Genomic DNA, 23,831 nt, shown 5'->3' on the forward strand with positions numbered 1-23,831 from the left:
TAATGACTTTTAATCTGGCCTTCTTTGACAAATAACTGCTATCGCCTATATACTATTTCGGCATATACCGAAATACTTTTTGGGGAGTGCGGCTGGTGGACAATCTAGTATTCAAAGCCTTATCAGACCCGAACCGAAGACAGATACTTAAACTCCTCGGTGATGCCCCTTTAAGTGCCGGCGAAATAAGCCGCGAATTTGATCTGGCACTATCCACCCTCTCGGGGCATTTTAAATTACTCAAAGAAGCCGGACTGATACGGGAAGAGAAAAAAGGCAACCATATATTCTACAGCCTGAATACCTCGGTACTGGAAGAAACGCTGAACCTAATGATGGAAATATTTAAAAAAGATAAACCAAACCTCCGTAATATAAAGCAGGAAGGGTCATAATGCACATAAACTGGAAAGAGCACCGCCTGAGTTTACTGATTATACTGGCAATGTTTATAACAGGGCTGATTACCTGGCCAAACTCCCCTGATTTGCTGCCGGTCCACTGGGAAATTGACGGTACTGTTGACCGCTACGGCGGCAAGTTTGAAGGGTTGCTTCTTATGCCCTTAATAAGCCTCGGCATATTCCTGCTTTTGATATATCTGCCATATCTTGACCCCCGCAAGGCCAACTACCTGAAGTTTGAAAAAGTGTACAGCATGTTTATCCGCCTAATAACAGTCTTCTTCGGGGGTATTTACGGCATAACTATACTTTATGCTTACGGAATTGTTGCCAATACCAGCACCTTTATACTGGTAATGGTGGGACTGCTGCTGGCACTGCTGGGAAATATGTTCGGCAAACTGCGTCCCACATGGTTTGTAGGCATACGCACTGCCTGGACTCTTACCAGTGACCTGTCGTGGGATAAAACCCACCGTCTGGGCGGCAAAATATTTGTAGGTGCGGGTTTGCTCATGATACTGGCAGGCATTACCAGCTTTACATGGCTGATGATTGCCAGCATAGCCGGCCTGCTTTTGGGTGTGATAGGTTTATTTATTTACTCCTACCTGATATGGAAGAAAGACCCTGACGCCAGAACTTCCCGATTTTAGGTTTACAAATATAGTTTCGGCCATTTGTTGCTGAGGTGAAAAACCGCCGGCACTCCGGAATGAATTTATTACGTATATATACGTATTGCCCTTAATCGTACGAAGAGTAAAATAGGTAACAAATATCGTCAAGGAGTACAAACATGCCGAAGAACATGAGCAAAGCTGACCGCACTATACGCATTATTCTTGGCATCATCGCTCTGGCACTTGCCGTTTTCGTAACCACAGGCGGCTGGTCGGTATTACTTTATATAGTAGCGGCAATATTTATTGTAACTTCGCTGGTGGGCACCTGCCTGCTTTACATACCCTTTAAGATAAACACCAACAAATAACCGGTAAATTTGTCAGGATACACCCTTTAGGGAAGCTGCCAGTGTCTGCCCCATATCCCGGGCAAGGCTGATTAATTCGGTGTTGGTTTTTGCATCTCCCTCACGGGCAGCATAACCAGTCAAGACTACCAGTTCATGGGCTTTTACTTTAAAGCTGCTGTCCAGATACTGCACCAGAGTGTTCAAGGTATCATCCAACCCCTGTTCTTCGGCCAGTATCACCACCCCTACAGCTTTAAATTCCAATGATATATCATGCTTGTACAGAAAATAATGGCGGTCTATAAAGGCTTTGAGCTGAGCCGTCACGTTGTAATAATAAACTGGAGTAGCCACAATAAAGCCGTCTGCTTCGCGCATCTCATTAAAAATGGCATCCATATCATCATTTTGGGGGCATCTTTTATATCCGGCACAATTGTCATGTCCCAGACAGGGTTTGATATTTGCCTGGCTGATATCTATTTTTCGGGTCTCAATGCCCTCTTTTTCTAGCTCAGAAAGAACTTCATCAAGCAAAAACGCTGTGTTTCCCTGAGAACGCGGACTGCCCATTACGGCCAGAACTTTCATAACAAACCCCTTTTATAAACGATATATATCATAATACCCTATACTGCCTAAACCGACTATACATCTTGACAAATATTTTGCTTCGGCTGATTATTATATGTCCGGTATTTTATGAGGTGAATATGTATAGCAGCGTAGTTGAACAAGCATGGCAAAGATGCGGCGGCAAATGCGAATGCAAAGACCAGTCTCATGCCCATACTTATATACGCTGTAGCCGCAAACTTGTCTACGAAAACAAAGATAAACCCCGCATTGACGGCTGGAAGGTGATTTACCTGACCGGAGCCGCAGCTGATACTGCTGAAAATATCCGCATTTATTGCCACAGTTGTTTTAAGCAGGACTAAAACGGATAGCCGACCTGACCGGATACAGATTGCCTGACAGGACAGTACCATTTTCCCCTTGTGTCTTGGGCAAATTACGTATTAGCACTAATAGCAATCCCGCTGAATATAAAATAAAATACATTTATACAGCCCTGTCTTAAAAGGAGACGTTTATGGGACATACCCATGAATGGGTAAAACAGGAGAGCGGGGTTTATAAATGCCTCTGGTGCAGCCGAACCATGACCAGAGATGACCTGTACCTATGGCTAACCGGGCAACGCAGCAGCCTTTCCCAGATTTGGCTGGATTCACCCGTCCGGGAGGAATTTTTGAACATCCGCAAAGCTGTCCAAACACGCAATCATATTTAACAGGCTATCAAAACCATACCTGCACTGAGTAAACAATAAAAGTGCGGCTGTAACTGTCTGTTGGGACAATACACATCTTGTTTCAGCCCTGCGCCTGCCTTTAGAAACTGCTTTAATGCAACTTCTATTGACATATGTGCATTATAAGCTATTATACATATAATAAGTTATTCATCTGTTATATATCACACATTATGCTTATCTGCATTTTAGAGAGGTGCGGCCTTGATAGAGGTATATGAGCTTCTGAAACTGGTAGTGGACAAAGATGCTTCAGATTTACATATCAAAGCACCCACTTCACCTGTCCTGCGGATAAACGGAGACCTGATACGCCAAACGCAGTATCCGCCGATTACGCCGGAAGATGCCGAACACATTTTTCTGTCCATTACCAACCCTCACCAACAGGAAACGTTTGCCGCTGAAAATGAACTGGATTTTGTTTATTCCGTCACCAATCTGGCCCGCTTTAGGGTAAATGTACTCCGCCAGAGGGGCAGCCTGAGTCTGGCATTCAGGGTAGTCCCCTTTGTTATCCGTAATATAGACGAGCTTAATCTGCCTGTTATTCTTAAAAGCCTGATTATCCGCCCGCGCGGGCTGCTGCTGGTTACCGGCCCTACCGGCAGCGGCAAATCTACTACCCAAGCCGCCATGATAGAACATCTGAACCATTGCCGCAGATGCAATGTAATCACTATCGAAGACCCCATAGAATATCTTTTTCACGATAATGAATGCATTATATCCCAGCGTGAGCTTGGGGGAGACACCCGCTCTTTTGCAATAGCATTAAAACACGCCCTCCGCCATGACCCGAATGTAATAGTGATTGGCGAAATGAGAGACCTGGAAACCATATCCACTGCTATTGCCGCCGCCGAAACAGGCCATCTGGTAATAGGCACGCTCCACACTACAGACGCCCCGCAGACAGTAGACCGTCTGATAGATATGTTCCCGCCTTCCCAGCAGCAGCAAATACGTCTTCAGCTTTCCCAGGTAATTGAAGCCATTGTTTCCCAGACACTTATCCCCCGTATTGATAACAAAGGCCGTGTGGCCGCTTTTGAAATACTGGTGGCCAACAATGCCGCCCGCAACCTTATCCGCGAAGGTAAAACATTTGAACTGCTGACTGTGATGCAACTGGGTAAAAATGACGGCATGCAGACGTTGGATAATGAACTAACCCGTCTGGCAAAAGAAGGGTTAGTAAGCGTAGAAAACGCAATTTTAAAAAGCAGTAATCCTGAAAGACTGCGCAAAGCCTTATCCAATATATCTCACGGTTCCTGAAAATAAAGCTTTGCCCATGATACAAATTTACCTTGAATAACCGCTTATTCAAATTGCCCTCTGAGTTGGGAAGTGGTATATTCTAATGCTATGAAAAGTAGTATAGATATTTTGCCTGACGGCAGCATTACCACACCCAAAGGTTTTAAAGCCGGTACTATTTATGCCGGAATCAAGAAAAAATCCAAGAACAACTTGGATCTGGCCATTTTGTATTCAGACACACCCTGCACAGCCGCAGGCATATTTACCGCCAACAAATTCCGAGCTGCCCCGGTGTATATTTCAGAACACAATCTGAGCTTTTCCGATAACCGGGCTATTGTAGTCAACAGCGGCTGTGCAAATGCAGGCACAGGCGATGCCGGTATGGCGGATGCTGTTGAAATGGTAAAGACCACAGCCGACACCTTGAATATGCAACCCAAAGATGTGCTTATAGCTTCCACCGGAGTTATTGGACACCGCCTGCCTATAGATAAAATAAAGGAAAATGTCCGCCTGATAGGCCTTTCCCAGCGCAACGGGCATGATTTTGCACGGGCTATTATGACCACTGACACCCATACCAAAGAGATTGCGGTACGGGTAAATATAGAGGGTTTCCAGTTTTATATAGCCGGGGCTGCCAAGGGAGCAGGCATGATTCACCCCAATATGGCTACCATGCTGGGTTTTATAACTACAGATGCCGCCGTAAGCAAAGATTTTTTACAGTTTGCCCTTAAGGAAGCGGCTGATGTCAGCTTCAATATGATAACTGTTGACGGGGATACCTCTACCAATGACAGCCTTTTTATGCTGGCAAACGGGCAGGCCGAAAACCCCACTTTTGCCGGAGATACCGAGTATTCACTGGTATTCCAGCAAGCGCTTAGAATTGTCTGCCAATCTCTGGCCAAAAGCATTGCCAGAGACGGTGAAGGTGCCAAACGATTGATTGAAATACAGGTGGAGGGCGCAGCCAGCCTGGAAGATGCCAAACTGATTGCCCGCACGGTGGCCGGCTCACCACTGGTGAAAACTGCCGTTCATGGTGCGGACCCTAACTGGGGGCGAATACTGGCAGCTGCCGGACGGGCCGGGGCTGATTTTGATATAGACCGGGTAGACCTTTCTCTTGGAGAAAGCCCTGTACTCCAAAAAGGCCAGCGGACAGGTGTAGACGAAAAAGAACTCTCTTCGTGGCTGAAGCAGGTAGAGGTTATCATAAAGTTAAACCTGAACCTGGGCGAAGGCAAGGCTACAGCCTGGGGCTGTGACCTTTCAGCCGAATATGTAAAAATAAATGCGGATTATACTACTTAAACCGAGATGAAAATGCCCCAACCAAGTAACCAAATAGCAGTAATAAAGCTGGGGGGTTCAGTCCTGGACTCAAAGGATACCTCCCTAAAAGATATTGCCACCCTGAAACAGCTGGGACTGAAGCCGGTGCTTATCCACGGCGGTGCCAGCACGGTTAGTGCCTGGTCTGCCAAGCTGGGACTGGAAACACGCCTTGTAAACGGCGAACGAGTGACAGATGAGACTACTCTGGATGTAGTTGCCGCCATTCTGGCAGGACTAGTAAACAAGGAAATTGTAGCCGCCCTGCTTGATATGGGTATACAAGCCGCCGGCATATCAGGGGTAGACGCCGCTACCGTAACCGGTCAAATGCGGGCAACCGAAACCGGTTATCTGGGGGATGTGATAAAGATAAATACCGAACTTATCACCACCCTATTAGATGCAAATATTACTCCGGTAATATCGCCGGTCAGTTTTCACCAGACAAACCGCCCATCCGGCAGCCGCCGTATACTGAATATAAACGGTGACCCGGTAGCCGGAGAAATTGCAGCCGCACTTCAGGCTGAACGGCTTGTGTTTATGACAGATGTCCCGGCTGTAAAGGGCAAGAACGGCGAAGCCCTAGGCGAAATAAGTGCAGACCACGCCGCAGAACTGCTCTCTTCGGGTACAGCCTCAGGCGGTATGATACCTAAACTCCGTTCCTGCCTTAAGGCTACTCTGGCAGGTTGTTCTGCCTGTATAATAGACGGCAGAAAACCCCATATGCTGGTGCGGGAATTCACCGAGGGCAATTGCGGTACTACCGTGATCGGTCAGCATCTCAGGCGCAGTTAGACATAGTAACCTGTTAACCCAGCAGATTACCTCCCGAACAGAGGTGATAATACTATTAATAAAAGAGGTTAAAATGGATAACTGGCAAGAGCTTGAACATAAATATTACATGCAGACTTTTTACCGCGCACCCATCACTATTGTGAAAGGCCAAGGGGTTAAGGTCTGGGATGATGCAGGCAAGGAATATCTGGATTTTGTAGCCGGTTGGGCGGTAAACAGCCTGGGGCACTGCCACCCGGCAGTAGTCAAAGCTGTCTCAGAGCAGGCTGGCATCCTCATCCAGACTTCCAACAATTTCTATACTATTCCCCAGCTTAAACTGGCCCAACTGCTGGTTGATAACAGTGTGCTGGACCGTATTTTCTTTTGCAACAGCGGCACCGAAGCTACCGAAGGTGCAGTCAAACTTGCCCGCCGCTACGGCAAGCTCAAACTCAAAGGGGCTTACGAAGTAATTACCGCCACCGGTTCTTTTCACGGGCGGACACTGGCCATGGTTTCGGCCTCCGGCCAGAGCAAGTACCAGGAGCCTTATACTCCTTTGCCAACCGGTTTTATAAACGTAGAGTACAATAACCCTCAGGCTATAAAAGCGGCTATCACAGACAAAACCTGTGCCGTTATGCTTGAACCCATACAAGGTGAAAGCGGGGTAAACGTGCCGGATTCCGGTTATCTGAAGGCTGTCCGTCAGATATGTGACGAAACCGGCATACTTTTAATACTGGATGAAATCCAGACCGGTATCGGCCGTACCGGCAAACTATTTGCTTATGAGCATTCCGGTATTGAGCCGGATATAATTACCCTTGCCAAAGGGCTGGCTTCCGGGGTACCAATAGGTGCATTTATGGCCAAGGAGAATGCCTCGGTCTTTGCCAAAGGGGAGCATGGCTCTACTTTCGGGGGTAACCCACTGGCCTGTGCCGCCGGATATGCCACGATGAAATTTATTCTGGATAATCATATTTCCGAACATGCCGGTATTATGGGCAGTTACCTTGCCAAAGGGTTTGAAAAACTTAAAGCAAAGCACCGCCTGATACAGGGTTACCGCGGTTGTGGTCTGCTGATGGCACTGGGCTTCAATACCGATATTGCTAAAGAAATAGAGGAAAGTTGCCTGGAAGAAGGGCTGCTGCTGAATGCGGTTAAGCCCAATGCCCTGCGTTTTATGCCTTCGCTGAATATTACCCAAGCAGATATAGATGAGGCACTATCTAAACTGGAGCGTGTTCTCACCCGCTATGAAAATTCCGGAGTCTAAAAGCTGATGGACTGGGGTATACTGAAGATTATTTTGGGTATTGTTGTCCTTCTGGCAGTAGGGGCTGGCATACTTTTGCTTGCGGACCCTCTGCCTGTTCCGGGGATATTCCGCAGCAGCTCCGGTGCAAAACTAAGCGAAGATGACCTGTCCGCAGTACCTGATAAAATAGATGCAGAAGCGGCCAAACTGGCAATCCAGTTTTTCCCGGATAATCCTGCCAAACAATCCGAATACCGGAAGAACTTGCTGGCTGCCTATTTGACATTGAAAAATACTGATTTGCTGCTTCTTTTTAACCCCGGCGGTTATGGTTATGCCAAACTATCCGCCTCCAAAGGTTGGGAAAGCATAACAGTGGGTATAAGAGAGCTCACCCGAAGCTGGGGACTAAATACACTGGTGCTTGATTATCAGCGTACTGCCCACAGTCTGACCGGAAAATTCAGCGAAGTACTGGCATCAAGCAGTCATTCTATCAGCAAAGCTAAAGAGCTTTCATCCAAACTGACTTTCCTGCTAGATTACCTGCCTGCCCTAAAAATAGTGCTGGGCAGTGAAAGCAACGGCAGTGTTTCAGCTAATAATACCCTGATGTTCCTGAAGGAAAACCCCAGAGTAGTCAGTATTGAAACCGGACCGCCCGTCTGGCACAAAGGGTTTGACCATGAAAGACGTCTGCTGATGCGAAGCAACGGGCTGGTGCCGGATTCGTTCAGTTACGGGGATATAAAAACCATACTCTCCGCCAATTTTATGGCACTCTTCGGGCGCTCACCTAAAAGCCCCGGCAACGTGCTTTTGTATATAGGTGCTCCCGGACATGAATATTCGTGGGAACATGCAGAAGTAAAGAAACAGATAACAAATTTTTTAACAAATAAGTTAAAACCGTAAAAATAACTGGACTTCAGCCAAAGGTTAGTAGATAATAAATCAATTATTTAAGGAAGGTTCTTATGTCTGAAAAAGTTGTTCTGGCATACTCCGGCGGGTTGGATACCTCAGCCGCTGTGAAATGGCTTCAGGAAAAATACGGCATGGATGTTATTGCCGTTACTATAGATGTGGGTAATGAAAAAGATTTCACCCTGATAAAGGAAAAAGCCCTCAAAGTAGGCGCTAAAAAGGCCTATGTACGGGATGTGCGTAAAGAATTTGCCGAAGATTATATCTGGAAGGCTATCAAGGCCAACTCCATGTACGAGGGTGTCTATCCTCTGGCAACCGCTCTTGCCCGCCCCCTGATTGCCAAGGTTATGGTAGATATAGCCCTTGAGGAAGGGGCTACCGCCATTGCCCATGGCTGTACCGGCAAAGGCAATGACCAGGTACGTTTTGATGTGGGCATAAACACCCTTGCCCCCCATTTGAAGATTATTGCCCCCGCCCGCCAGTGGGGCATGACCCGTGAGCAGACTATGGAATACGCCCAGAAATGGGGTATTCCCGTACCTATTTCAGTCAAAAACCCTTTCTCCATAGATGAAAACCTGTGGGGGCGGAGTATAGAGTGCGGTCTGCTGGAAGACCCCTGGAACGAGCCTATTCCCGAAGTATTTGCCTGGACCCGCCCGGTAGAAGCAACCCCGGACGCACCGGAATACCTGGAAGTAGAGTTTGAACAGGGTGTGCCGGTAGCCGTAAACGGGGAAAAGCTGTCTCCTATGGCACTTATACAGAAAGTGCATGATATTGCCGGTCTGCATGGGGTAGGCCGTATTGACCATGTGGAAAACCGTCTGGTAGGCATTAAATCCCGCGAGATTTATGAAGCCCCTGCGGCGGTGGTGCTGATTGCCGCCCACCAGGCTCTGGAAGCCATGACCCTTTCCAAGAGCCAGTTACGCTTTAAGCAGATGGTGGAAGCCACCTATTCGGATATTATTTATAACGGGCTGTGGTTCTCTGCCCTGCGGCAGGATTTGGACGCCTTTATAGACTCCAGCCAGCGCTTTGTCAGCGGCACAGTTCGCTTAAAGCTTTCCAAGGGCAGCTTCCGGGTAGTGGGACGCAAATCCCCCTATTCACTGTACCACAAGGGCATGGCCACCTATGATAAGGGAGACCAGTTTGACCCGTCTTCGGCAGTGGGTTTCATAACCCTGTGGGGACTTCAGGCCAAACTGCAGGCCCAGCTCCAGCCTATTCTGGAAGAAGAAAAGGGGAATGAATCCTAGATGAGCCATATCCGCAGCCGCTTTTCAAAACCGGCAGATGAACTGGTGGTCAGATATACCACCTCACTGCCGTTTGACTGGCGTTTATACCAGGAAGATATAAAATGCTCAACCGCCCATGCCCGCATGCTGGGTAAGCAGGGCATTATTTCCGCTGAGGACAGCCAGTCCATCATAAACGGGCTTTCGGATATTCTGACCGAGATTGAAACCGGCAGTTTTGTGTTTAAACCCGAAATGGAAGATATCCATATGGCCATAGAGGGGCGGCTTTTTGAACTTATCGGCGAGGCGGCCGGCAGATTGCACACCGCCCGCAGCCGGAATGACCAGGTAGCTACCGATGTACACCTGTTTGTAAAAAACACCTGTACCAGTACTATCAATAAAATACGCACTCTTCAGGGGGCTTTGCTGAAACAGGCGGAAGCCCACCAGCAAACCGCTTTGCCCGGTTATACCCATTTGCAGGTAGCCCAGCCGGTGCTTCTTTCGCACCACCTGCTGGCTTATTTTGAAATGCTGGAGCGTGACTGCGGGCGTTTTACAGACGCGAAAAAACGCTCAGATGTGATGCCTCTGGGCAGCGGGGCTTTGGCTGGCGTACCTTATCCGCTTGACCGCGAGATGGTAGCAAAAGAACTGGGTTTTACCGCTATCAGCCAGAACTCGCTGGATGCCGTTTCAGAGCGGGATTTTGTACTGGAATACCTTTCAGACGCCGCCATCTGCCAGATGCACCTCTCCAGACTGAGTGAAGAAATGGTGATATGGTCTTCGGCGGAATATGCCTTTGTAGAGCTTGATGATGCCTATACCACCGGCTCAAGCATTATGCCCCAGAAGAAAAACCCTGACGTGGCTGAGCTTTGCCGCGGCAAGACCGGGCGGGTATACGGCTCTCTAAATACCATGCTGACTATCATGAAGGGACTGCCACTGTCATACAACCGTGACCTTCAGGAAGATAAAGAACCTCTGTTTGACTGCGTGGATACCCTGGGTGACAGCCTTGAGGTATTTGCAGGCATGATAAAAACCGCCACGTTTAAACCTGAACGCATGCTCCGTGCTTTGGAAAAAGGGTATGTGCTGGCAACTGATATTGCTGATTATCTGGTGGGTAAAGGTGAAAGTTTCCGTAATTCACACGGCATTGTAGCCCGTCTGGTGAGCTACGCCATCTCCCAAAATAAAACCTTTGGTGAGCTGAGCCTTGAAGAATACCGCCAATTTTCAAACCTGTTTGGAAACGATATTTATACAGTAGATATAAAGTCTGCTTTAAACGCCCGCAACCTGACCGGCGGAACTGCCCCAAAACAAATAGCCCGGGCAATTGCCTGGGCTAAGAAAATACTGGCTGAAGCTGGAATTAAAAACTAAATGTCCGTATTAAGCAGTTTTAGCAAGCTTGGCCTGAGAACGGATACAACGGGTGCAGAGCTTCATGCGAACCTCAGTGCCGTTGACTGCAACTTTGGCAGAATGGATATTCGGCATCCAGACGCGGTTAGTGCGCCTCTTGGAATGGCTTACATTATGCCCAAATGTAGGGGTCTTACCACACATTTCACATTTCATAATTTTGAAAGATTTACTCCTTTGACTGAACCACTAAATTCATATAAAATCCGACAAGTAAATATATCATAGCACTTTGCCCTTTACAAGTTTGCCCACTTAGAATTGCTATAAGCAAAGGTGAAAAAATGACACAGAACGGAAACATCAGCGGTGCCCAATTTAGAGATATGGTGGCAGCTGCTACAAACTGGCTGGAGAAAAGCTCTCAGGATATAGACGCTTTAAACGTGTTCCCCGTTCCTGACGGGGATACCGGTACAAATATGTTACTCACCATGCGCTCAGCGGTAGAAGAAACTTATAAATACAATGACCCGAATGTCTCAACCGTAGCCCTGGCCATAGCCAAGGGCTCTTTAATGGGTGCCCGCGGCAACAGCGGTGTTATCCTCTCCCAAATATGGCGGGGTGTTTCCATTGCCCTGAAGGATAAAGCTGCTATATGCGCCTCTGACTGGGCGGCAGCCATGAAACAGGCCTCGGAGACCGCTTACCAGGGGCTGAATAACCCGGTGGAAGGCACTATCCTGACTGTACTAAGAGATGTTGCCACCACCAGCCAGCAAGAGGTTGATAACGGCATAACCAGTGTAAGTGAGTTGGTTGAAAAAGGTATGAATGCGGCCGGTGAATCTGTAGCCAATACCCCCAGCCTGCTGCCTGCCCTGCGTGAAGCCGGAGTGGTAGATGCCGGCGGACAGGGTTTTTATACCATACTGGAGGGGGCTCTCCATTTCCTGCGGGGCGAAATTGAGGACATGCAGTTCCGCAAATCACGGGTTATTACCGGAAATATACCTACCGGAAATTTGTCCGGGCAATATGTGGTAGATGACGAAGAAGCCTTTGGCTACTGTACCGAGTTTTTGCTCAAAGGCGAAAATATGGATATTGACAAGATACGTGAGCGGCTGAAGAAAAAGGGCGTTTCGCTTATAGTAGTTGGTGACCCCACCACCGTAAGGGTGCATATACATACCCTAAAGCCGGGCAGTGTTATGAACTACGTGTGTGACCTGGGTACTATGCACAAGGTCAGCGTACGCAATATGGACGAACAGCACGAAGACTTTTTAGCCCTGCAAAAGGAACGCATGCCGGCAGTGGATACCGCTATTGTGGCCGTAGTTGCCGGTGACGGGCTGAAAGAGGTTTTTAAAAGTCTGGGCGCCCAGAGTATTATCTCCGGCGGACAGACCATGAACCCGTCTACCAAAGATATTTTACAGGCAGTGGAAGCCGCCCCTTCTGACAAGGTAATAATACTGCCGAACAATAAAAACATTATCCTGACAGCTATTCAGGTAGAAAACCTGACCAAGAAAAAAATAAAGGTTATACCCAGCATCACCATACCCCAGGGCGTGGCCGCCCTGCTGGCTTTCGACTATGAGGCAGACTTTGAAACAAACTTCAACCTGATGAAGGAAGCCAAAGAAAACGTTAAGACCATTGAGATAACCAGGGCAGTCCGCTCTACCAAGCTGAATGACCTTAATATAAAGAAAAAACAGGCTATCGGCCTGCTGGATGACGAACTTTGTGCGGTGGGTGATGAACCCAAGGCTGTACTTGATGAAATAATATCCAAACTGGACCTTTCCAAGTCAGAGGTTATCACCGTATATTACGGAGCGGACACAACCGAAGACGAAGCCAAAATACTGGAGACTGAGCTTATAGAAAAGTATCCATCGCTTCAGGTTGAGATGGTGAATGGGGGACAGCCCCATTATAACTACACCGTTTCTATTGAATAGAAGGAAAATATGACAGTCAAAATAGTAACCGACAGCACTTCGGATATCAGCCAGAAGCTGGCCGCTGAACTGGGCATAACCGTAGTTCCGCTGACAGTTTCGTTTGACAATGAACACTTTAAAGACGGCCTAAGCATAACACCTGACCAGTTTTTCAGCCGCCTTACTTCTCAAAATATATTCCCCACTACCACCCAGCCTTCACCGGGAATATTTCTGGAAACATTTGAAAAACTATGCGGAGAAACAGACGAGATACTGGTTATCACCCTTTCCTCAAAACTTTCCGGTACTTATTCATCTGCTAAAAATGCCGCCGAGATGATACACGGCCGCTGCCATGTGGAAGTAATAGATTCCGAAAAGGTCATAATGGGAACCGGGCTGCTGACTATTTATGCCGCCGAACTGGCCAAAACCGGTCTCAATCTTAAGGAACTCAGCCAGACTATCCGCCAAAAAATGGCAGACTGCCACCCCATCATGTACTTTGATACCCTGACTTACCTCCACAAGGGAGGGCGAATGGGTAAAGCTCAAAGTCTGGTGGGGTCGCTGCTTTCTATAAAACCCATTTTGAAAATGGAAGACGGCATTATCTGCCCCCTTTCCAAAGTGCGTTCCCGCAGAGCCGGCATGGATTACCTGTATAAATTTATCACCGCTTTCCCTAAGATAAAATACCTGGCGGTAGAACACGCCACCAGCCCGGAAGATGCGGATGAACTGGTATCTAAACTGGGAGAAATACTGCCCAAAGTGAAAATATACCGGTCGCAAATTGGACCGGTGGTAGGCGCCTATACCGGGGCGAATGCGGTAGCCGTTACCGTTCTGGAAGACAAATAATTTTAAGGAGCAGTATATGGCGGTAAAAATAATAACCGACAGCACCTCTGACATTCCGCCCGAAATGGCTAACGATATGGGGATTACGGTAATCCCCCTGACTGTCTCTTTTGGCAGCGAACACTTTCTGGATAATGTAAATTTGAAACCTGACGAATTTTACCGCCGCCTTTCCTTAAGCGGCATTTACCCCCATACCACCCAGCCCTCACCGCTTGTCTTTAAAGAAACCTATGAAAAACTTATGCCGCAGGCCGAAGGCATACTGGTTATTACCATATCATCCAAGCTGTCCGGCACCTACCAGTCCGCCCTGAGTGCCGTAAGTATGCTGGAAAACCCCGGCTGCCCTATAGAAATAATAGACTCTCAAACAGTCAGTCTGGCACTGGGTCTGCTGGCTATAAAAGCAAATGATTTGGCAAAATGCGGGAGAAATCTTGCAGAGATAAAAGAGACCATTACCCAAAGCCTGCCTGATGCCCAGCCGGTTATGTTTTTTGATACCCTGACCTACCTGCAAAAAGGCGGGAGAATAGGCCGTGCCCAAAGCATGCTGGGTTCACTTCTTTCGGTAAAGCCGCTGCTTACGGTACGTGACGGTATAGTAACTCCCTTAACCAGAGTACGCTCACTGCAAGCCGGCATGGACCAGCTTTACAACTTTGCCGCCCAGCACAGCACTCTTGAGTATGTGGGTATTGGTTATGCCACATCTACCGCTGATGCCCTAAAACTAAAGGAACGCCTTGCTCCCCTGTTCCCGCCTGAAAAAATATACATAACCCAGGTAGGGCCGGTAGTGGGCACATATACAGGGCCGAATACCCTGTGTATAAACGTAATCGGAAAAAGTTGATAACAGGTTTTTGGAGGCTCTAATTTGAATGTCCAGATTGTAATTGACAGCACATCTGATATTTCACCCCAAATGGCCAAAGAGATGGGGAATGTCCATATAATGCCGCTCACCGTATCTTTCGGAAACGAACACTTTCAGGACGGCATAGATATAACTCCTGATGAATTTTACACCCGCCTGCCCCAAGACGAAAATATCCCCACCACTACCCAACCTCTTCCCGGATATGTAATAGATTTGGTGACCCGTCTTTCGGAACAAACCGACCAGATACTTATCCTTACCCTTTCCCAGAAACTCAGCGGTACTTACCAGTCGGCAATGTATACCAAAAAAACTCTGGAAAGCCCCGCCTGCCGTATAGAGGTATTTGATACAAACCTGACCACACTGGGACACGGACTCAGGGCTTTTCGGGCATCGGACATGGCCAAAGAAGGGGCAAATCTGGACCAGATACTGGAAGAACTCCGAAAGCCCCATAACTATCTGGCGGGAGTCATGTACTTTGATACTCTGAAGTATCTGGCCAGAGGCGGGCGGATTGGCAAAGCCCAGAGCCTGCTGGGGGCTATGCTTTCATTCAAGCCCATTATTACCGTTCAGGACGGAGAGGTCAGCCCGGTAACCAGAGTGCGTTCCCATCAGGCGGGTATGGATTACCTTTACAACTATGCCGCCAGCCGCAAGAATATCCGCTATCTGGGGGTTGAACACGCCAACACACCCGAAGTAGCCGAAAGTCTGATAGACCGTTTGGGTAATATTTTCCCTAAAGAAAAGATAATCCGCTCACGGATAGGCCCGGTAATCGGCACATCTATCGGCCCTAATGCTGTCTGCGTGGTAGCCTGGGCAGATGCCTAGATAAAAATCTGATTTAAAGGTATGAATAATTGAGCGTAAAAATAGTTACCGACAGCACAGTGGATTTACTTCCGGAAACTATAAAAGAACTGGGCATTACGGTAGTACCGGTATACGTAATGTCGGGCAGTAAAACCTATCGGGACGGGCTGGATATAACCCAAACCGAAATCTACAACCGAATGCTGGCAGGTGAGCAATTCACCACCTCCCAGCCCACCCCGGCTGATTTTGCCAATGCATATAAAACGCTTTCAAAGGAAACTGACCAGATAGTCTCCCTGATTATGGGTGCCAAACTATCAGGCACTTATAATTCGGCGTTGCAGGGGCGTGAACTGGCACAAAGCAGCAGCAATATAGAGCTCATAGATACCAAGGCTACTTCCGGAGCTTTGGGTTTGCTGGCTACTCAGGCGGCTGAAATGGCAAAAATGGGTGAAAGTGCCGGGAATATAATAAACAGCATCAAGAGCTATATCCCCCAGGTACATATCTGGGCTTTGCTGGATACCATAAAATATGTGCTGAAGAGCGGGCGTCTCAGCAGTGCATCCAACCTTATCAGCGGGGTTTTGAGTATCCGCCCCATGCTTACCCTTAGAGACGGCTCTCTCTGGCCGGCCAGTATCCACCGCACCCGCAATAAAGGTATTGAAAAACTGACCGAACTGGTAAAAAATAACCGCAATCTGGAAGCGGTTCAGATAGTTCAAAGTGTAGATCTGGTGGAAGCTCAAAGCATGAAGGAAAAACTGGCTGATTTTATTGACCAGAGTAAAATCCATATCTCACAACTTGGACCTGCTCTGGGTGTTCACGGCGGTCCCGGCACTCTGGTTGTGGCTATCAGGGAAAAGCTAAGCGGGATTGGAACCGCAATTTCAGATGAAACGGAAGACAAGAAGTCATTTAAACTGCCCTCTATCCACCTACCCAAGCTGGGTTTTTCCAGCCTGCATTAGTTTTTAAAAATATTTCAAGCTTGAAGCCCTCCCCTTAAAAGGAGGGCTTTTTATTGCAGGGATAGTGTGGACAAGTGAGGGCATATGGTCTATCATTTTTAAAAACCGAAGGCGGAGTATAAATTTGGGAGCAGATACCGGCGCCTTTAAAAAAATACTTCAGCTGGAAGTACAAAAAGGTTTTGCTGATAACGCCGTTATGGGCGGGCTGGACCACTTTCTGTCCCGCTGGGCAAAGGAAGCCGCAACGGGTATAAATAACCCTGATGACCTGCTTGAATTTCACAAACTGAAACTCTCTGACCCGGGTTATGCCCGAATGTCAGAGGATAAACGCCATAAGTGGATAACCGAAGTGCTGGCATTTCTGCCCAAGCTGGAAAACCAGCCTGCAGGTGCGCCTGTAACCTGCAAAGTGTCCAAAGCCAAATCTGCTACCAAAACACCTGCCAGACCGAAAACAGACGGCTGCCCACCAGCCCTTGACGGGGATATTTCTTTAGTAAAAGGCATAAGTGCCGCTACCGCCCCCAAATTTCATAAAATGGGCATCAATACAGTACGCGATCTGCTTTATTATTTTCCAAACCGCCATCTGGATTACAGCCGCCTGAAAAAAATATCCCAGCTGGAAGCAGGGTCTGAACAGACCATAATTGCCAATGTCTGGCAGTCCAAGGTGAATTACATGGGAGGACGCCGCTCAACCGAGGCGGTACTGGGGGACGATACCGGCAATATGCGGGCGGTCTGGTTTAACAACCCCTATATGGTGCGTAATCTGAAACCAAATGCCAGAGTGGTGCTTTCGGGGCGGGTTTCCATATTTAATGGCAGACCCGTATTTGAATCCCCCGAATGGGAGGAACTGCCTGACGAAGCTGACCTTATCCATACCGGGCGTTTAGTGCCGGTTTACTCCCTGACCGCCGGTCTTCACCAGCGAAGCCTGCGCCGCCTGATGAAAAACTTTATAGATATTTCCACCCCCGGTATTTCAGATTTTCTGCCGGAAGATACCCTTAAAAGAACCCGCCTGCTGCCGCTTGCCGAAGCTATCCGGCAGGCACATTTTCCTGATACGGAAGAATTGAAAGACGCCGCTCGCAACAGGCTGGCATTTGATGAGCTGTTTATCCTCCAGCTTGGAGTGCTGGCTAAGAAAAAACGTTGGCAAGAACAAACAGGACAGGCTTTAAAGGTAAACCTGCCCGCTATAGACCATTTTATTTCCCGTCTGCCGTTTAAACTGACTGATGCCCAGACCAAATGTCTGGCTGATATAAAGGCTGATATTTCCAAGAATGTGCCCATGTCCCGCCTGCTTCAGGGGGAAGTGGGTTCGGGAAAGACCATAGTCGCCGTTATTTCCCTGTTTACCGCCGCTGCCAACGGGCTTCAGGGAGCATTTATGGCACCTACCGAGATACTGGCTGAACAGCATTTTAAAAGTGTCACCCGCCTGTTTGCCTCTATCGCCAAAGTGAGCACCCTTCTGGACGGGGTGTATACCTTTGAAGGGTTGCTAGACCGCCCGCTCAGGGTCGCTTTGATGATAAGCGATATGAAATCCAGCCAGAAAGATATCCTGAAGGAAAAGATTAAAAAAGGCGAGATTGATATAGCCATTGGCACCCATGCCCTTATCCAGAAGGAAATCCGCTTCAAGTCCCTGGGGCTGGCTGTTATAGACGAGCAGCACCGCTTCGGGGTGGAACAACGCTCTGCCCTCAGGAGCAAGGGAATAAACCCCCACATACTTATCATGACCGCCACCCCCATACCCCGCACCTTGGCTTTAACGCTGTACGGAGACCTTGACCTTTCAGTCATAGATGAGCTGCCGCCCGGACGCCAGAGCATAAAAACCCGCTGGCTGAAACCCGAACAGCGTAACAGTGCCTATAATTTTATACGCAAACAGATTGAGGCAGGACGGCAGGCATTTATAATCTGCCCTTTGGTAGAAGAATCTGAGGCGATACAGGCCAAAGCCGCCACCGCCGAATATGAAACCCTATCTTCAGAGGTGTTTCCTGAATACAAAGTAGCTTTGCTGCACGGGCGGATGAATGCCACTGAAAAAGAAAGTATCATGAAGCACTTTAACGAAGGCAAAATGGACATACTGGTTTCCACCCCGGTTGTGGAGGTGGGTATAGATATTCCTAACGCAACCGTAATGCTGGTAGAAAGCGCCGACCGTTTTGGCCTTTCCCAGCTGCACCAGTTCCGCGGACGGGTGGGCAGAGGAACAGAGCAGAGCTACTGCATGTTTCTGGCCGAAAATCCGTCTCTGCTGGGGCAGGAACGCCTGTCTATCATAGAAAGCACCCAGGACGGCTTTAAGCTGGCTGAGGAAGACCTGCGGCTGCGGGGACCGGGTGAATTTTTCGGCACACGCCAGAGCGGCCTGCCTGACCTGCGCATGGCCAGTATATCTGACGTGGGGTTGCTGGAACAGGCACGCAAGGAAGCTAACCGTTTGTTTGAGTCTGACCCTGAACTAAACCTGCCTGAAAACAAGGCTTTGGAAGAGGAAATAAGGCGGGTATGGCCCAAAAAGAGCGAGTGGAGCTAGCTGCAAAATGACAGATGAGATTAAACCGGGACAGGTAATATCCTATCTTGATATGTGCCAAGCAGAGTCAGTCAATCTACAAAAAGGGATGAATTTCAAACTACGCAATGGTCACAATATTATACTTATGAGTGTGCGTAATGGAGCACCTTACGCTGACAGATTTGAGAGCGATGGAACTATACTTATATACGAAGGACATGATGTAAACAAAACACCAGAACTCGTTAACCCTAAAAACATTGACCAGCCGATGTACACCCCAGGACATAAACTTACTGCTAACGGCCTTTTCTATGAAGCCGCTCAAAAAGCCAAGCAACACAAAATATTTCCTAAAGTTCGTGTTTATGAAAAGATAAAACCCGGAATATGGGTTTATAATGGTGTTTTCAACCTAATTGATGCTTGGCAAGAGCCCTCTGATAATCGTAAACTCTTTAAGTTCAAACTAGAGCTAACTTCAGAGATTACTAATGAAATAGCAACGCCTATTTTAGATGCTGATATAAGGGCTATACCTTCAGATATAAAACGAATTGTTTGGGCTAGAGACCAAGGTAAATGCGTAAAGTGCGGCAACAATTCAAACCTTCATTTTGACCATGTTATCCCCTATTCCAAAGGTGGGTCATCGTTAATAGCTGAAAATATTCAACTACTATGTGCCAGTTGTAACCTCAGCAAACATACTAGCATCGAGTAATTTACCAACTATTTGCTTAAATCATAAAAAACCCCTCCAGACATTATCATCTTCCCATTATGTGATATAATCTACTTTCCAGTTTAAACCGCAATAATAAATACTCGGAGTTTAGTCTTGAACAGTATCTTAGCTATCAAAAATATTATTATAGAGTCTCTCAGCCAGGCTCTGGAAAAAGCCCGTCAGGAAGGGCAGATTCCAGCGCTCAGCGTAGACATAAGTATAGAGCACCCCCAAAAAACCAATTATGGTGACTATGCCACCAGCCTGCCTTTGCGGCTGGCCAAGGCTACCGGCAAACGCCCCATGGAGCTGGCTGAAATACTGGCCGGCTATATTGAACCAGGTGAAGGCATTTCCAAAGTAAGCGTAGCCCCTCCCGGCTTTATAAATTTCACTTTTTCCAAAGAGTGGCTGTGCAATCTGGTAAAAACCATCCTCAGCGAAGCTGAAAGCTACGGTAATATAAATATGGGCGGCGGCAGCCGCGTTCAAATAGAGTTTGTCAGCGCCAACCCCACCGGGCCTATTCATATAGGGCATGGGCGGGGGGCAGTGCTGGGCAGCACCCTTTCAAATGTGCTTAAAGCGGCCGGTTATTATGTTGAAGAGGAATTTTATATCAATGATGCCGGCAGCCAGATAGACGCTTTCAAACGCACCCTGTTTGCCCGCTACCAGCAGGCTCTGGGTAAAGATGCGGCTGTGCCTCAGGACGGTTATCACGGACAGTACATGGTAGAGCTGGCGGCCGAAATGGTAGCCAAATACGGGGACAAATACCTGCAAATGCCGCTTGAAATAGCCCAAAATGACCTGGGGGAGATAGGCATGGCACGTATGCTCTGCCTTATAAGCGATGACCTGAAGTCCCTCAAAGTGGATTTTGACGTCTGGTTTTCAGAGAGGTCTCTATATAGCGGCGGGCAGTATAAAACCGCCATGGATATACTTTCGGCCAACAACTATATTGCCGAAAGGGACAATGCCACCTGGTTCAGCTCCACCCTGCTGGGAGACAGCAAGGACAACGTAATAGTCCGCAGTGACGGCACACCTACTTATTTTGCGTCTGATATTGCTTACCACTACAACAAGTTCATTGAACGCAAATTTGACCGGGTTATAAATATCTGGGGGGCAGACCATCAGGGGCATGTATCCCGCATGAAAGCCATGCTAAGCGCTCTGGGTATCAACCCCGAACGTCTTACTACCCTGCTTTTCCAGATGATTACCCTGAAACGGGGCGGTGAGCTGGTACGCCTTTCCAAACGCACCGGTGAAATGATAAGCCTGAGTGAGGTTATTGAGGAAGTGGGGGCAGACGCCTGCCGTTTCTTCTTCCTGTCCCGCTCCACCGAAAGCCAGATGGATTTTGATTTGGAGCTGGCCAAAAAGGAATCAGCCGAAAACCCGGTTTATTATGTCCAGTATGCCCATGCCCGTATCTGCAGTATTTTGTCTCTGGCAAAAGAAAAAGGGATTTCTTACAGCGGCGGGGATACCGCTTTGCTTGGGGAAGAAGCCGAGCTTGAACTTATCCGCAAGATGGCCGAACTGCCCGAGATTGTGGAGACTGTGGCCCGCACCCTTGAACCCCACCACCTGACCTATTACGCCCAGGAACTGGCTAATGCTTTCCACCAGTTTTACAAAGACTGCCGGGTGATTTCAGATAATACTGAACTAAGCTCAGCCCGCCTGAAACTGGTAGATGCCAGCCGTATTGTGCTGGCCAGAACCTTGCACCTTATGGGTATGACCTCACCCCAAAGCATGTAACGAGCTAATCATTTTAAGTTGCAATCAGGGCAGACCCCAAACAGTCTGCCCTTTTTAGCGCCTACCCCGCCGAAATATATCAGAGGACCAGACAGGTAACGGTGCGGGTAATACCCTCTGCCGCCTGTATCTTTGAGGTGATAAAATCACCTATTCCGGTAAGGGTGTCCCGCTCTACCACGGCAATAATATCATACGGACCGGTAACCGCATCTATACTGCATATACCGCTAATCTCCCTGAGGTTGTCAGCTATTTTCCCCGCCTGGGCAGGAGCGGCCTCAATAAGGACAAAGGCTTTGGCAGACATATTTATCCTCCCTGCATCTATTCCCCGGACTTTTTTAGGCTATAATAAAGGCATGATTGATATTTGAATACGGCAGGCGGTATGGACTATAATATAACACACTTTTTATGCATTTTTTATTTTTGTGACAAATTTATAAAATATTTTGACGGGAGATATTATGACTCAAACGTCTTACGGATTGCTCAAGGGTAAAAAAGGAATTATATTCGGCCCCTTAAACGAGCAAAGTCTGGGCTGGAAAATAGCCCTGGCCTGCCACCGCGAAGGAGCTAAACTGGCTATTTCCAACGTAGCTACCGCCCTTAAAATGGGAAACACCGCCGAACTGGCCCGCATTTGCGGCCAAGCCCCGCTGTTGGTTGCAGATGCCACCAGCGATGATGAGCTGAAAGCCCTGTTTGCCGAACTGAAAACAACCCTTGGGGAGATAGATTTCATAGTCCATTCGGTAGGTATGAGCGCCAATATCCGCAAGAAAATACCGTATGAATCTACCAACTATATTTTTTATAACAAAGGGCTGGAGATTTCGGCCATATCCCTGCACAAAATAATCCGTTATGCCCTTGAAGCCGGGGTATTAAAAGACAACGGCAGTATAGTGGCACTGTCTTATATAGGGGCACAAAGGGTATTTTCCCAGTATAACGACATGAACGATGCCAAAGCCCTGCTGGAAGCTATTGCCCGAAATTTCGGTTCCCGCCTGGCAGACCGGGGAATAAGGGTAAATACCGTTTCCCAGTCACCTACCCGCACCTCCGCCGGTTCGGGAATAAGCAATTTTGATGCCATGTACGAATACGCAAATCTGCTTGCCCCCTTGGGCAATGCCAGCGGGGAAGAATGCGCTGATTATGTGGTAACCCTGCTTTCAGACCTCAGCCGCAAGGTTACCATGCAAAACCTTTATCATGACGGGGGGTTTTCCAGTGCAGGTATTTCCGAAAAACTGCTTAGTTTGCTGGAACGCAATCAGCCAGAAGCGGGTGTATAATAGCTTAATCTGTTGAAAGAGAGGGCGTGATGGCCAAAAACTTCAGCCGCCTTATGCTTATATCTGTTTTAGTGTTTCTGGTCAGTTTCTTTATCCATCTTATGCTGGTTAGCCTGTTTGAAATTGATGATACTTTTTGGGTGATTTTGGGTATGGTGGCAGCACCGGCAGGTTTTGCTGTTGGCATTATAGGGCATATGGTGCTTCGATTGAAAAACCGGAGTGCCAAATAAACTGCTTTTTGGTTTTCAACTTGCATGTAATATAGCCTTAATCTATAATAAACTCTGTTTTGTACGAGGAAGATAGTGCTGCAATATAATGTAGCCCAGTTGCTGAAATCACCCGTCGGTGCCACCCGCACCTACCAGCTGGACGATGAAATAAATCTGGAAGGCAGTCCTATCAGGGTATCCGGAGAGGTTACCTTTATCCGTATTGACCGCGGTTTGCTGGTGACAGGGGGCCTTAATACCCATATGAATCTTAGCTGTGTCCGCTGTCTTAAAGAATTCAGCTGTCCGACCAGCATCCGCCTTGAAGAACGGTTTTTGCCCACCGTAGATGTGGTACACGGCTTCGAAGTGGACAATTCTGAAGAGCTTGACGCCTTTTTTATTGACGAGCACCATATTCTGGATTTGAGCGAGATTATCCGTGAAGGTGCTATAATGGCAACACCCATGAAACCTCTGTGCTCCGGTGAGTGCCGCGGTTTTGAATATTAAACGAATACTAATTTAACGGAGTAAAATAATGGCTCTACCTAAAAGAAGACTTTCCCATTCCCGCCAGGGTAATCACCGGGCTCATGTAGCCCTGAGTGCCCCGGCTGTAATGGAATGCCCCCAGTGCAACAGCCCCAAGCTTTCTCATCAAGCCTGTTCCGTTTGCGGCACTTACAAAGGACGGACTGTGATTGATATGGAAGCGATAGCCAAGAAAAAGGCTGACAAATCCAAGGGTCAGCAGTAATTTTCGGTTGGTCAGTTTT

At 47.9% G+C, this 23,831-nt stretch carries 27 protein-coding genes; 24 read left to right on the forward strand and 3 right to left on the reverse strand.

Annotation, left to right across the window (positions count from 1 at the left end; translation table 11 throughout):
• The first annotated feature begins 95 nt into the window (after positions 1-95).
• The 3 genes from ASJ33_RS06400 (at position 96) to ASJ33_RS06410 (ending at position 1,398) form a co-directional block, all read left to right on the forward strand.
• The gene (locus tag ASJ33_RS06400; protein WP_023652572.1) at positions 96-395 is read left to right on the forward strand and encodes an autorepressor SdpR family transcription factor; all 300 of its coding nucleotides are present in this window, start codon (positions 96-98) and stop codon (positions 393-395) included.
• Positions 395-1,060, forward strand: a complete 666-nt coding sequence (locus tag ASJ33_RS06405; protein ID WP_041331197.1) for an SdpI family protein — start codon at positions 395-397, stop codon at positions 1,058-1,060. The genes ASJ33_RS06400 and ASJ33_RS06405 overlap by 1 nt, the downstream gene beginning before the upstream one ends.
• Before the next feature lie 143 nt (positions 1,061-1,203).
• A complete protein-coding gene (locus tag ASJ33_RS06410; RefSeq protein WP_041331198.1) occupies positions 1,204-1,398 on the forward strand; it encodes a YgaP family membrane protein in 195 nt (64 codons plus the stop codon).
• Positions 1,399-1,410: 12 nt separating this feature from the next.
• On the opposite strand, the gene ASJ33_RS06415 is transcribed toward ASJ33_RS06410, so the two are convergent.
• The gene (locus tag ASJ33_RS06415) at positions 1,411-1,971 is read right to left on the reverse strand and encodes a flavodoxin family protein (protein WP_023652575.1); all 561 of its coding nucleotides are present in this window, start codon (positions 1,969-1,971) and stop codon (positions 1,411-1,413) included.
• Positions 1,972-2,093: 122 nt separating this feature from the next.
• Between ASJ33_RS06415 and ASJ33_RS06420 the strand changes: the two genes are divergently transcribed.
• From ASJ33_RS06420 to argH, 9 genes are all read left to right on the forward strand, one after another.
• Positions 2,094-2,321, forward strand: coding sequence for a hypothetical protein (locus tag ASJ33_RS06420; protein ID WP_023652576.1), 228 nt, complete (start codon positions 2,094-2,096; stop codon positions 2,319-2,321).
• A 155-nt stretch (positions 2,322-2,476) separates the two neighbouring features.
• Positions 2,477-2,677, forward strand: coding sequence for a hypothetical protein (locus ASJ33_RS06425; RefSeq protein ID WP_012882303.1), 201 nt, complete (start codon positions 2,477-2,479; stop codon positions 2,675-2,677).
• 225 nt (positions 2,678-2,902) lie between these two features.
• Complete coding sequence (locus ASJ33_RS06430) at positions 2,903-3,979, forward strand: type IV pilus twitching motility protein PilT (protein WP_012882304.1); 1,077 nt, start codon at positions 2,903-2,905, stop codon at positions 3,977-3,979.
• A 90-nt stretch (positions 3,980-4,069) separates the two neighbouring features.
• Positions 4,070-5,287: a bifunctional glutamate N-acetyltransferase/amino-acid acetyltransferase ArgJ gene (gene argJ, locus ASJ33_RS06435; protein WP_041331200.1), complete on the forward strand. Its 1,218-nt coding sequence runs from the start codon at positions 4,070-4,072 to the stop codon at positions 5,285-5,287.
• 6 nt (positions 5,288-5,293) lie between these two features.
• Positions 5,294-6,112, forward strand: coding sequence for an acetylglutamate kinase (argB, locus tag ASJ33_RS06440; RefSeq protein WP_041331201.1), 819 nt, complete (start codon positions 5,294-5,296; stop codon positions 6,110-6,112).
• A 73-nt stretch (positions 6,113-6,185) separates the two neighbouring features.
• On the forward strand, positions 6,186-7,382 hold the full coding sequence (locus ASJ33_RS06445; protein ID WP_041331203.1) for an acetylornithine transaminase: 1,197 nt from the start codon (positions 6,186-6,188) through the stop codon (positions 7,380-7,382).
• Positions 7,383-7,388: 6 nt separating this feature from the next.
• On the forward strand, positions 7,389-8,279 hold the full coding sequence (locus ASJ33_RS06450) for a hypothetical protein (RefSeq protein WP_023652581.1): 891 nt from the start codon (positions 7,389-7,391) through the stop codon (positions 8,277-8,279).
• A 62-nt stretch (positions 8,280-8,341) separates the two neighbouring features.
• Complete coding sequence (locus ASJ33_RS06455) at positions 8,342-9,562, forward strand: argininosuccinate synthase (RefSeq protein ID WP_041331205.1); 1,221 nt, start codon at positions 8,342-8,344, stop codon at positions 9,560-9,562.
• On the forward strand, positions 9,563-10,948 hold the full coding sequence (gene argH / locus ASJ33_RS06460; protein WP_041331207.1) for an argininosuccinate lyase: 1,386 nt from the start codon (positions 9,563-9,565) through the stop codon (positions 10,946-10,948). It begins immediately after the preceding gene.
• A gap of 9 nt (positions 10,949-10,957) precedes the next feature.
• Here the strand turns inward: argH and rpmB are convergent, their stop codons facing one another.
• The gene (gene rpmB / locus ASJ33_RS06465; RefSeq protein ID WP_012882311.1) at positions 10,958-11,146 is read right to left on the reverse strand and encodes a 50S ribosomal protein L28; all 189 of its coding nucleotides are present in this window, start codon (positions 11,144-11,146) and stop codon (positions 10,958-10,960) included.
• A 128-nt stretch (positions 11,147-11,274) separates the two neighbouring features.
• On the opposite strand from rpmB, the gene ASJ33_RS06470 reads away from it, so the two are divergent.
• The 8 genes from ASJ33_RS06470 (at position 11,275) to argS (ending at position 21,527) form a co-directional block, all read left to right on the forward strand.
• Positions 11,275-12,909, forward strand: a complete 1,635-nt coding sequence (locus ASJ33_RS06470) for a DAK2 domain-containing protein (RefSeq protein WP_023652584.1) — start codon at positions 11,275-11,277, stop codon at positions 12,907-12,909.
• A gap of 9 nt (positions 12,910-12,918) precedes the next feature.
• Positions 12,919-13,758, forward strand: coding sequence for a DegV family protein (locus ASJ33_RS06475; RefSeq protein ID WP_041331208.1), 840 nt, complete (start codon positions 12,919-12,921; stop codon positions 13,756-13,758).
• A gap of 16 nt (positions 13,759-13,774) precedes the next feature.
• On the forward strand, positions 13,775-14,617 hold the full coding sequence (locus ASJ33_RS06480) for a DegV family protein (RefSeq protein ID WP_023652586.1): 843 nt from the start codon (positions 13,775-13,777) through the stop codon (positions 14,615-14,617).
• 24 nt (positions 14,618-14,641) lie between these two features.
• Entirely contained in the window at positions 14,642-15,487 is an 846-nt protein-coding gene (locus ASJ33_RS06485) for a DegV family protein (protein WP_012882315.1), read from the forward strand.
• 29 nt (positions 15,488-15,516) lie between these two features.
• Positions 15,517-16,452 carry a DegV family protein gene (locus ASJ33_RS06490; protein WP_023652587.1) on the forward strand — a complete coding sequence of 312 codons (936 nt, stop codon included), beginning with the start codon at positions 15,517-15,519 and terminating at the stop codon, positions 16,450-16,452.
• A 124-nt stretch (positions 16,453-16,576) separates the two neighbouring features.
• Complete coding sequence (gene recG, locus ASJ33_RS06495; RefSeq protein ID WP_041331210.1) at positions 16,577-19,033, forward strand: ATP-dependent DNA helicase RecG; 2,457 nt, start codon at positions 16,577-16,579, stop codon at positions 19,031-19,033.
• Between the two features lie 7 nt (positions 19,034-19,040).
• Positions 19,041-19,739 carry an HNH endonuclease gene (locus ASJ33_RS06500; RefSeq protein WP_023652589.1) on the forward strand — a complete coding sequence of 233 codons (699 nt, stop codon included), beginning with the start codon at positions 19,041-19,043 and terminating at the stop codon, positions 19,737-19,739.
• Positions 19,740-19,856: 117 nt separating this feature from the next.
• On the forward strand, positions 19,857-21,527 hold the full coding sequence (gene argS, locus ASJ33_RS06505) for an arginine--tRNA ligase (RefSeq protein ID WP_023652590.1): 1,671 nt from the start codon (positions 19,857-19,859) through the stop codon (positions 21,525-21,527).
• 79 nt (positions 21,528-21,606) lie between these two features.
• On the opposite strand, the gene ASJ33_RS06510 is transcribed toward argS, so the two are convergent.
• Complete coding sequence (locus ASJ33_RS06510) at positions 21,607-21,837, reverse strand: Lrp/AsnC ligand binding domain-containing protein (protein WP_010936960.1); 231 nt, start codon at positions 21,835-21,837, stop codon at positions 21,607-21,609.
• A gap of 160 nt (positions 21,838-21,997) precedes the next feature.
• Here ASJ33_RS06510 and ASJ33_RS06515 point away from each other — a divergent pair, with 160 nt between their 5' ends.
• The 4 genes from ASJ33_RS06515 (at position 21,998) to rpmF (ending at position 23,812) form a co-directional block, all read left to right on the forward strand.
• On the forward strand, positions 21,998-22,837 hold the full coding sequence (locus ASJ33_RS06515) for an enoyl-ACP reductase FabI (RefSeq protein ID WP_041331212.1): 840 nt from the start codon (positions 21,998-22,000) through the stop codon (positions 22,835-22,837).
• Between the two features lie 29 nt (positions 22,838-22,866).
• Positions 22,867-23,070, forward strand: a complete 204-nt coding sequence (locus ASJ33_RS06520) for a hypothetical protein (RefSeq protein ID WP_041331214.1) — start codon at positions 22,867-22,869, stop codon at positions 23,068-23,070.
• Positions 23,071-23,145: 75 nt separating this feature from the next.
• Positions 23,146-23,565 carry a YceD family protein gene (locus ASJ33_RS06525; RefSeq protein ID WP_041331216.1) on the forward strand — a complete coding sequence of 140 codons (420 nt, stop codon included), beginning with the start codon at positions 23,146-23,148 and terminating at the stop codon, positions 23,563-23,565.
• A 28-nt stretch (positions 23,566-23,593) separates the two neighbouring features.
• Positions 23,594-23,812 carry a 50S ribosomal protein L32 gene (rpmF, locus tag ASJ33_RS06530; protein ID WP_012882323.1) on the forward strand — a complete coding sequence of 73 codons (219 nt, stop codon included), beginning with the start codon at positions 23,594-23,596 and terminating at the stop codon, positions 23,810-23,812.
• Positions 23,813-23,831 lie beyond the last annotated feature (19 nt).

The sequence above is a fragment of the Dehalococcoides mccartyi genome, from assembly GCF_001889305.1.
In the GTDB taxonomy this organism is placed as follows: domain Bacteria; phylum Chloroflexota; class Dehalococcoidia; order Dehalococcoidales; family Dehalococcoidaceae; genus Dehalococcoides; species Dehalococcoides mccartyi_A.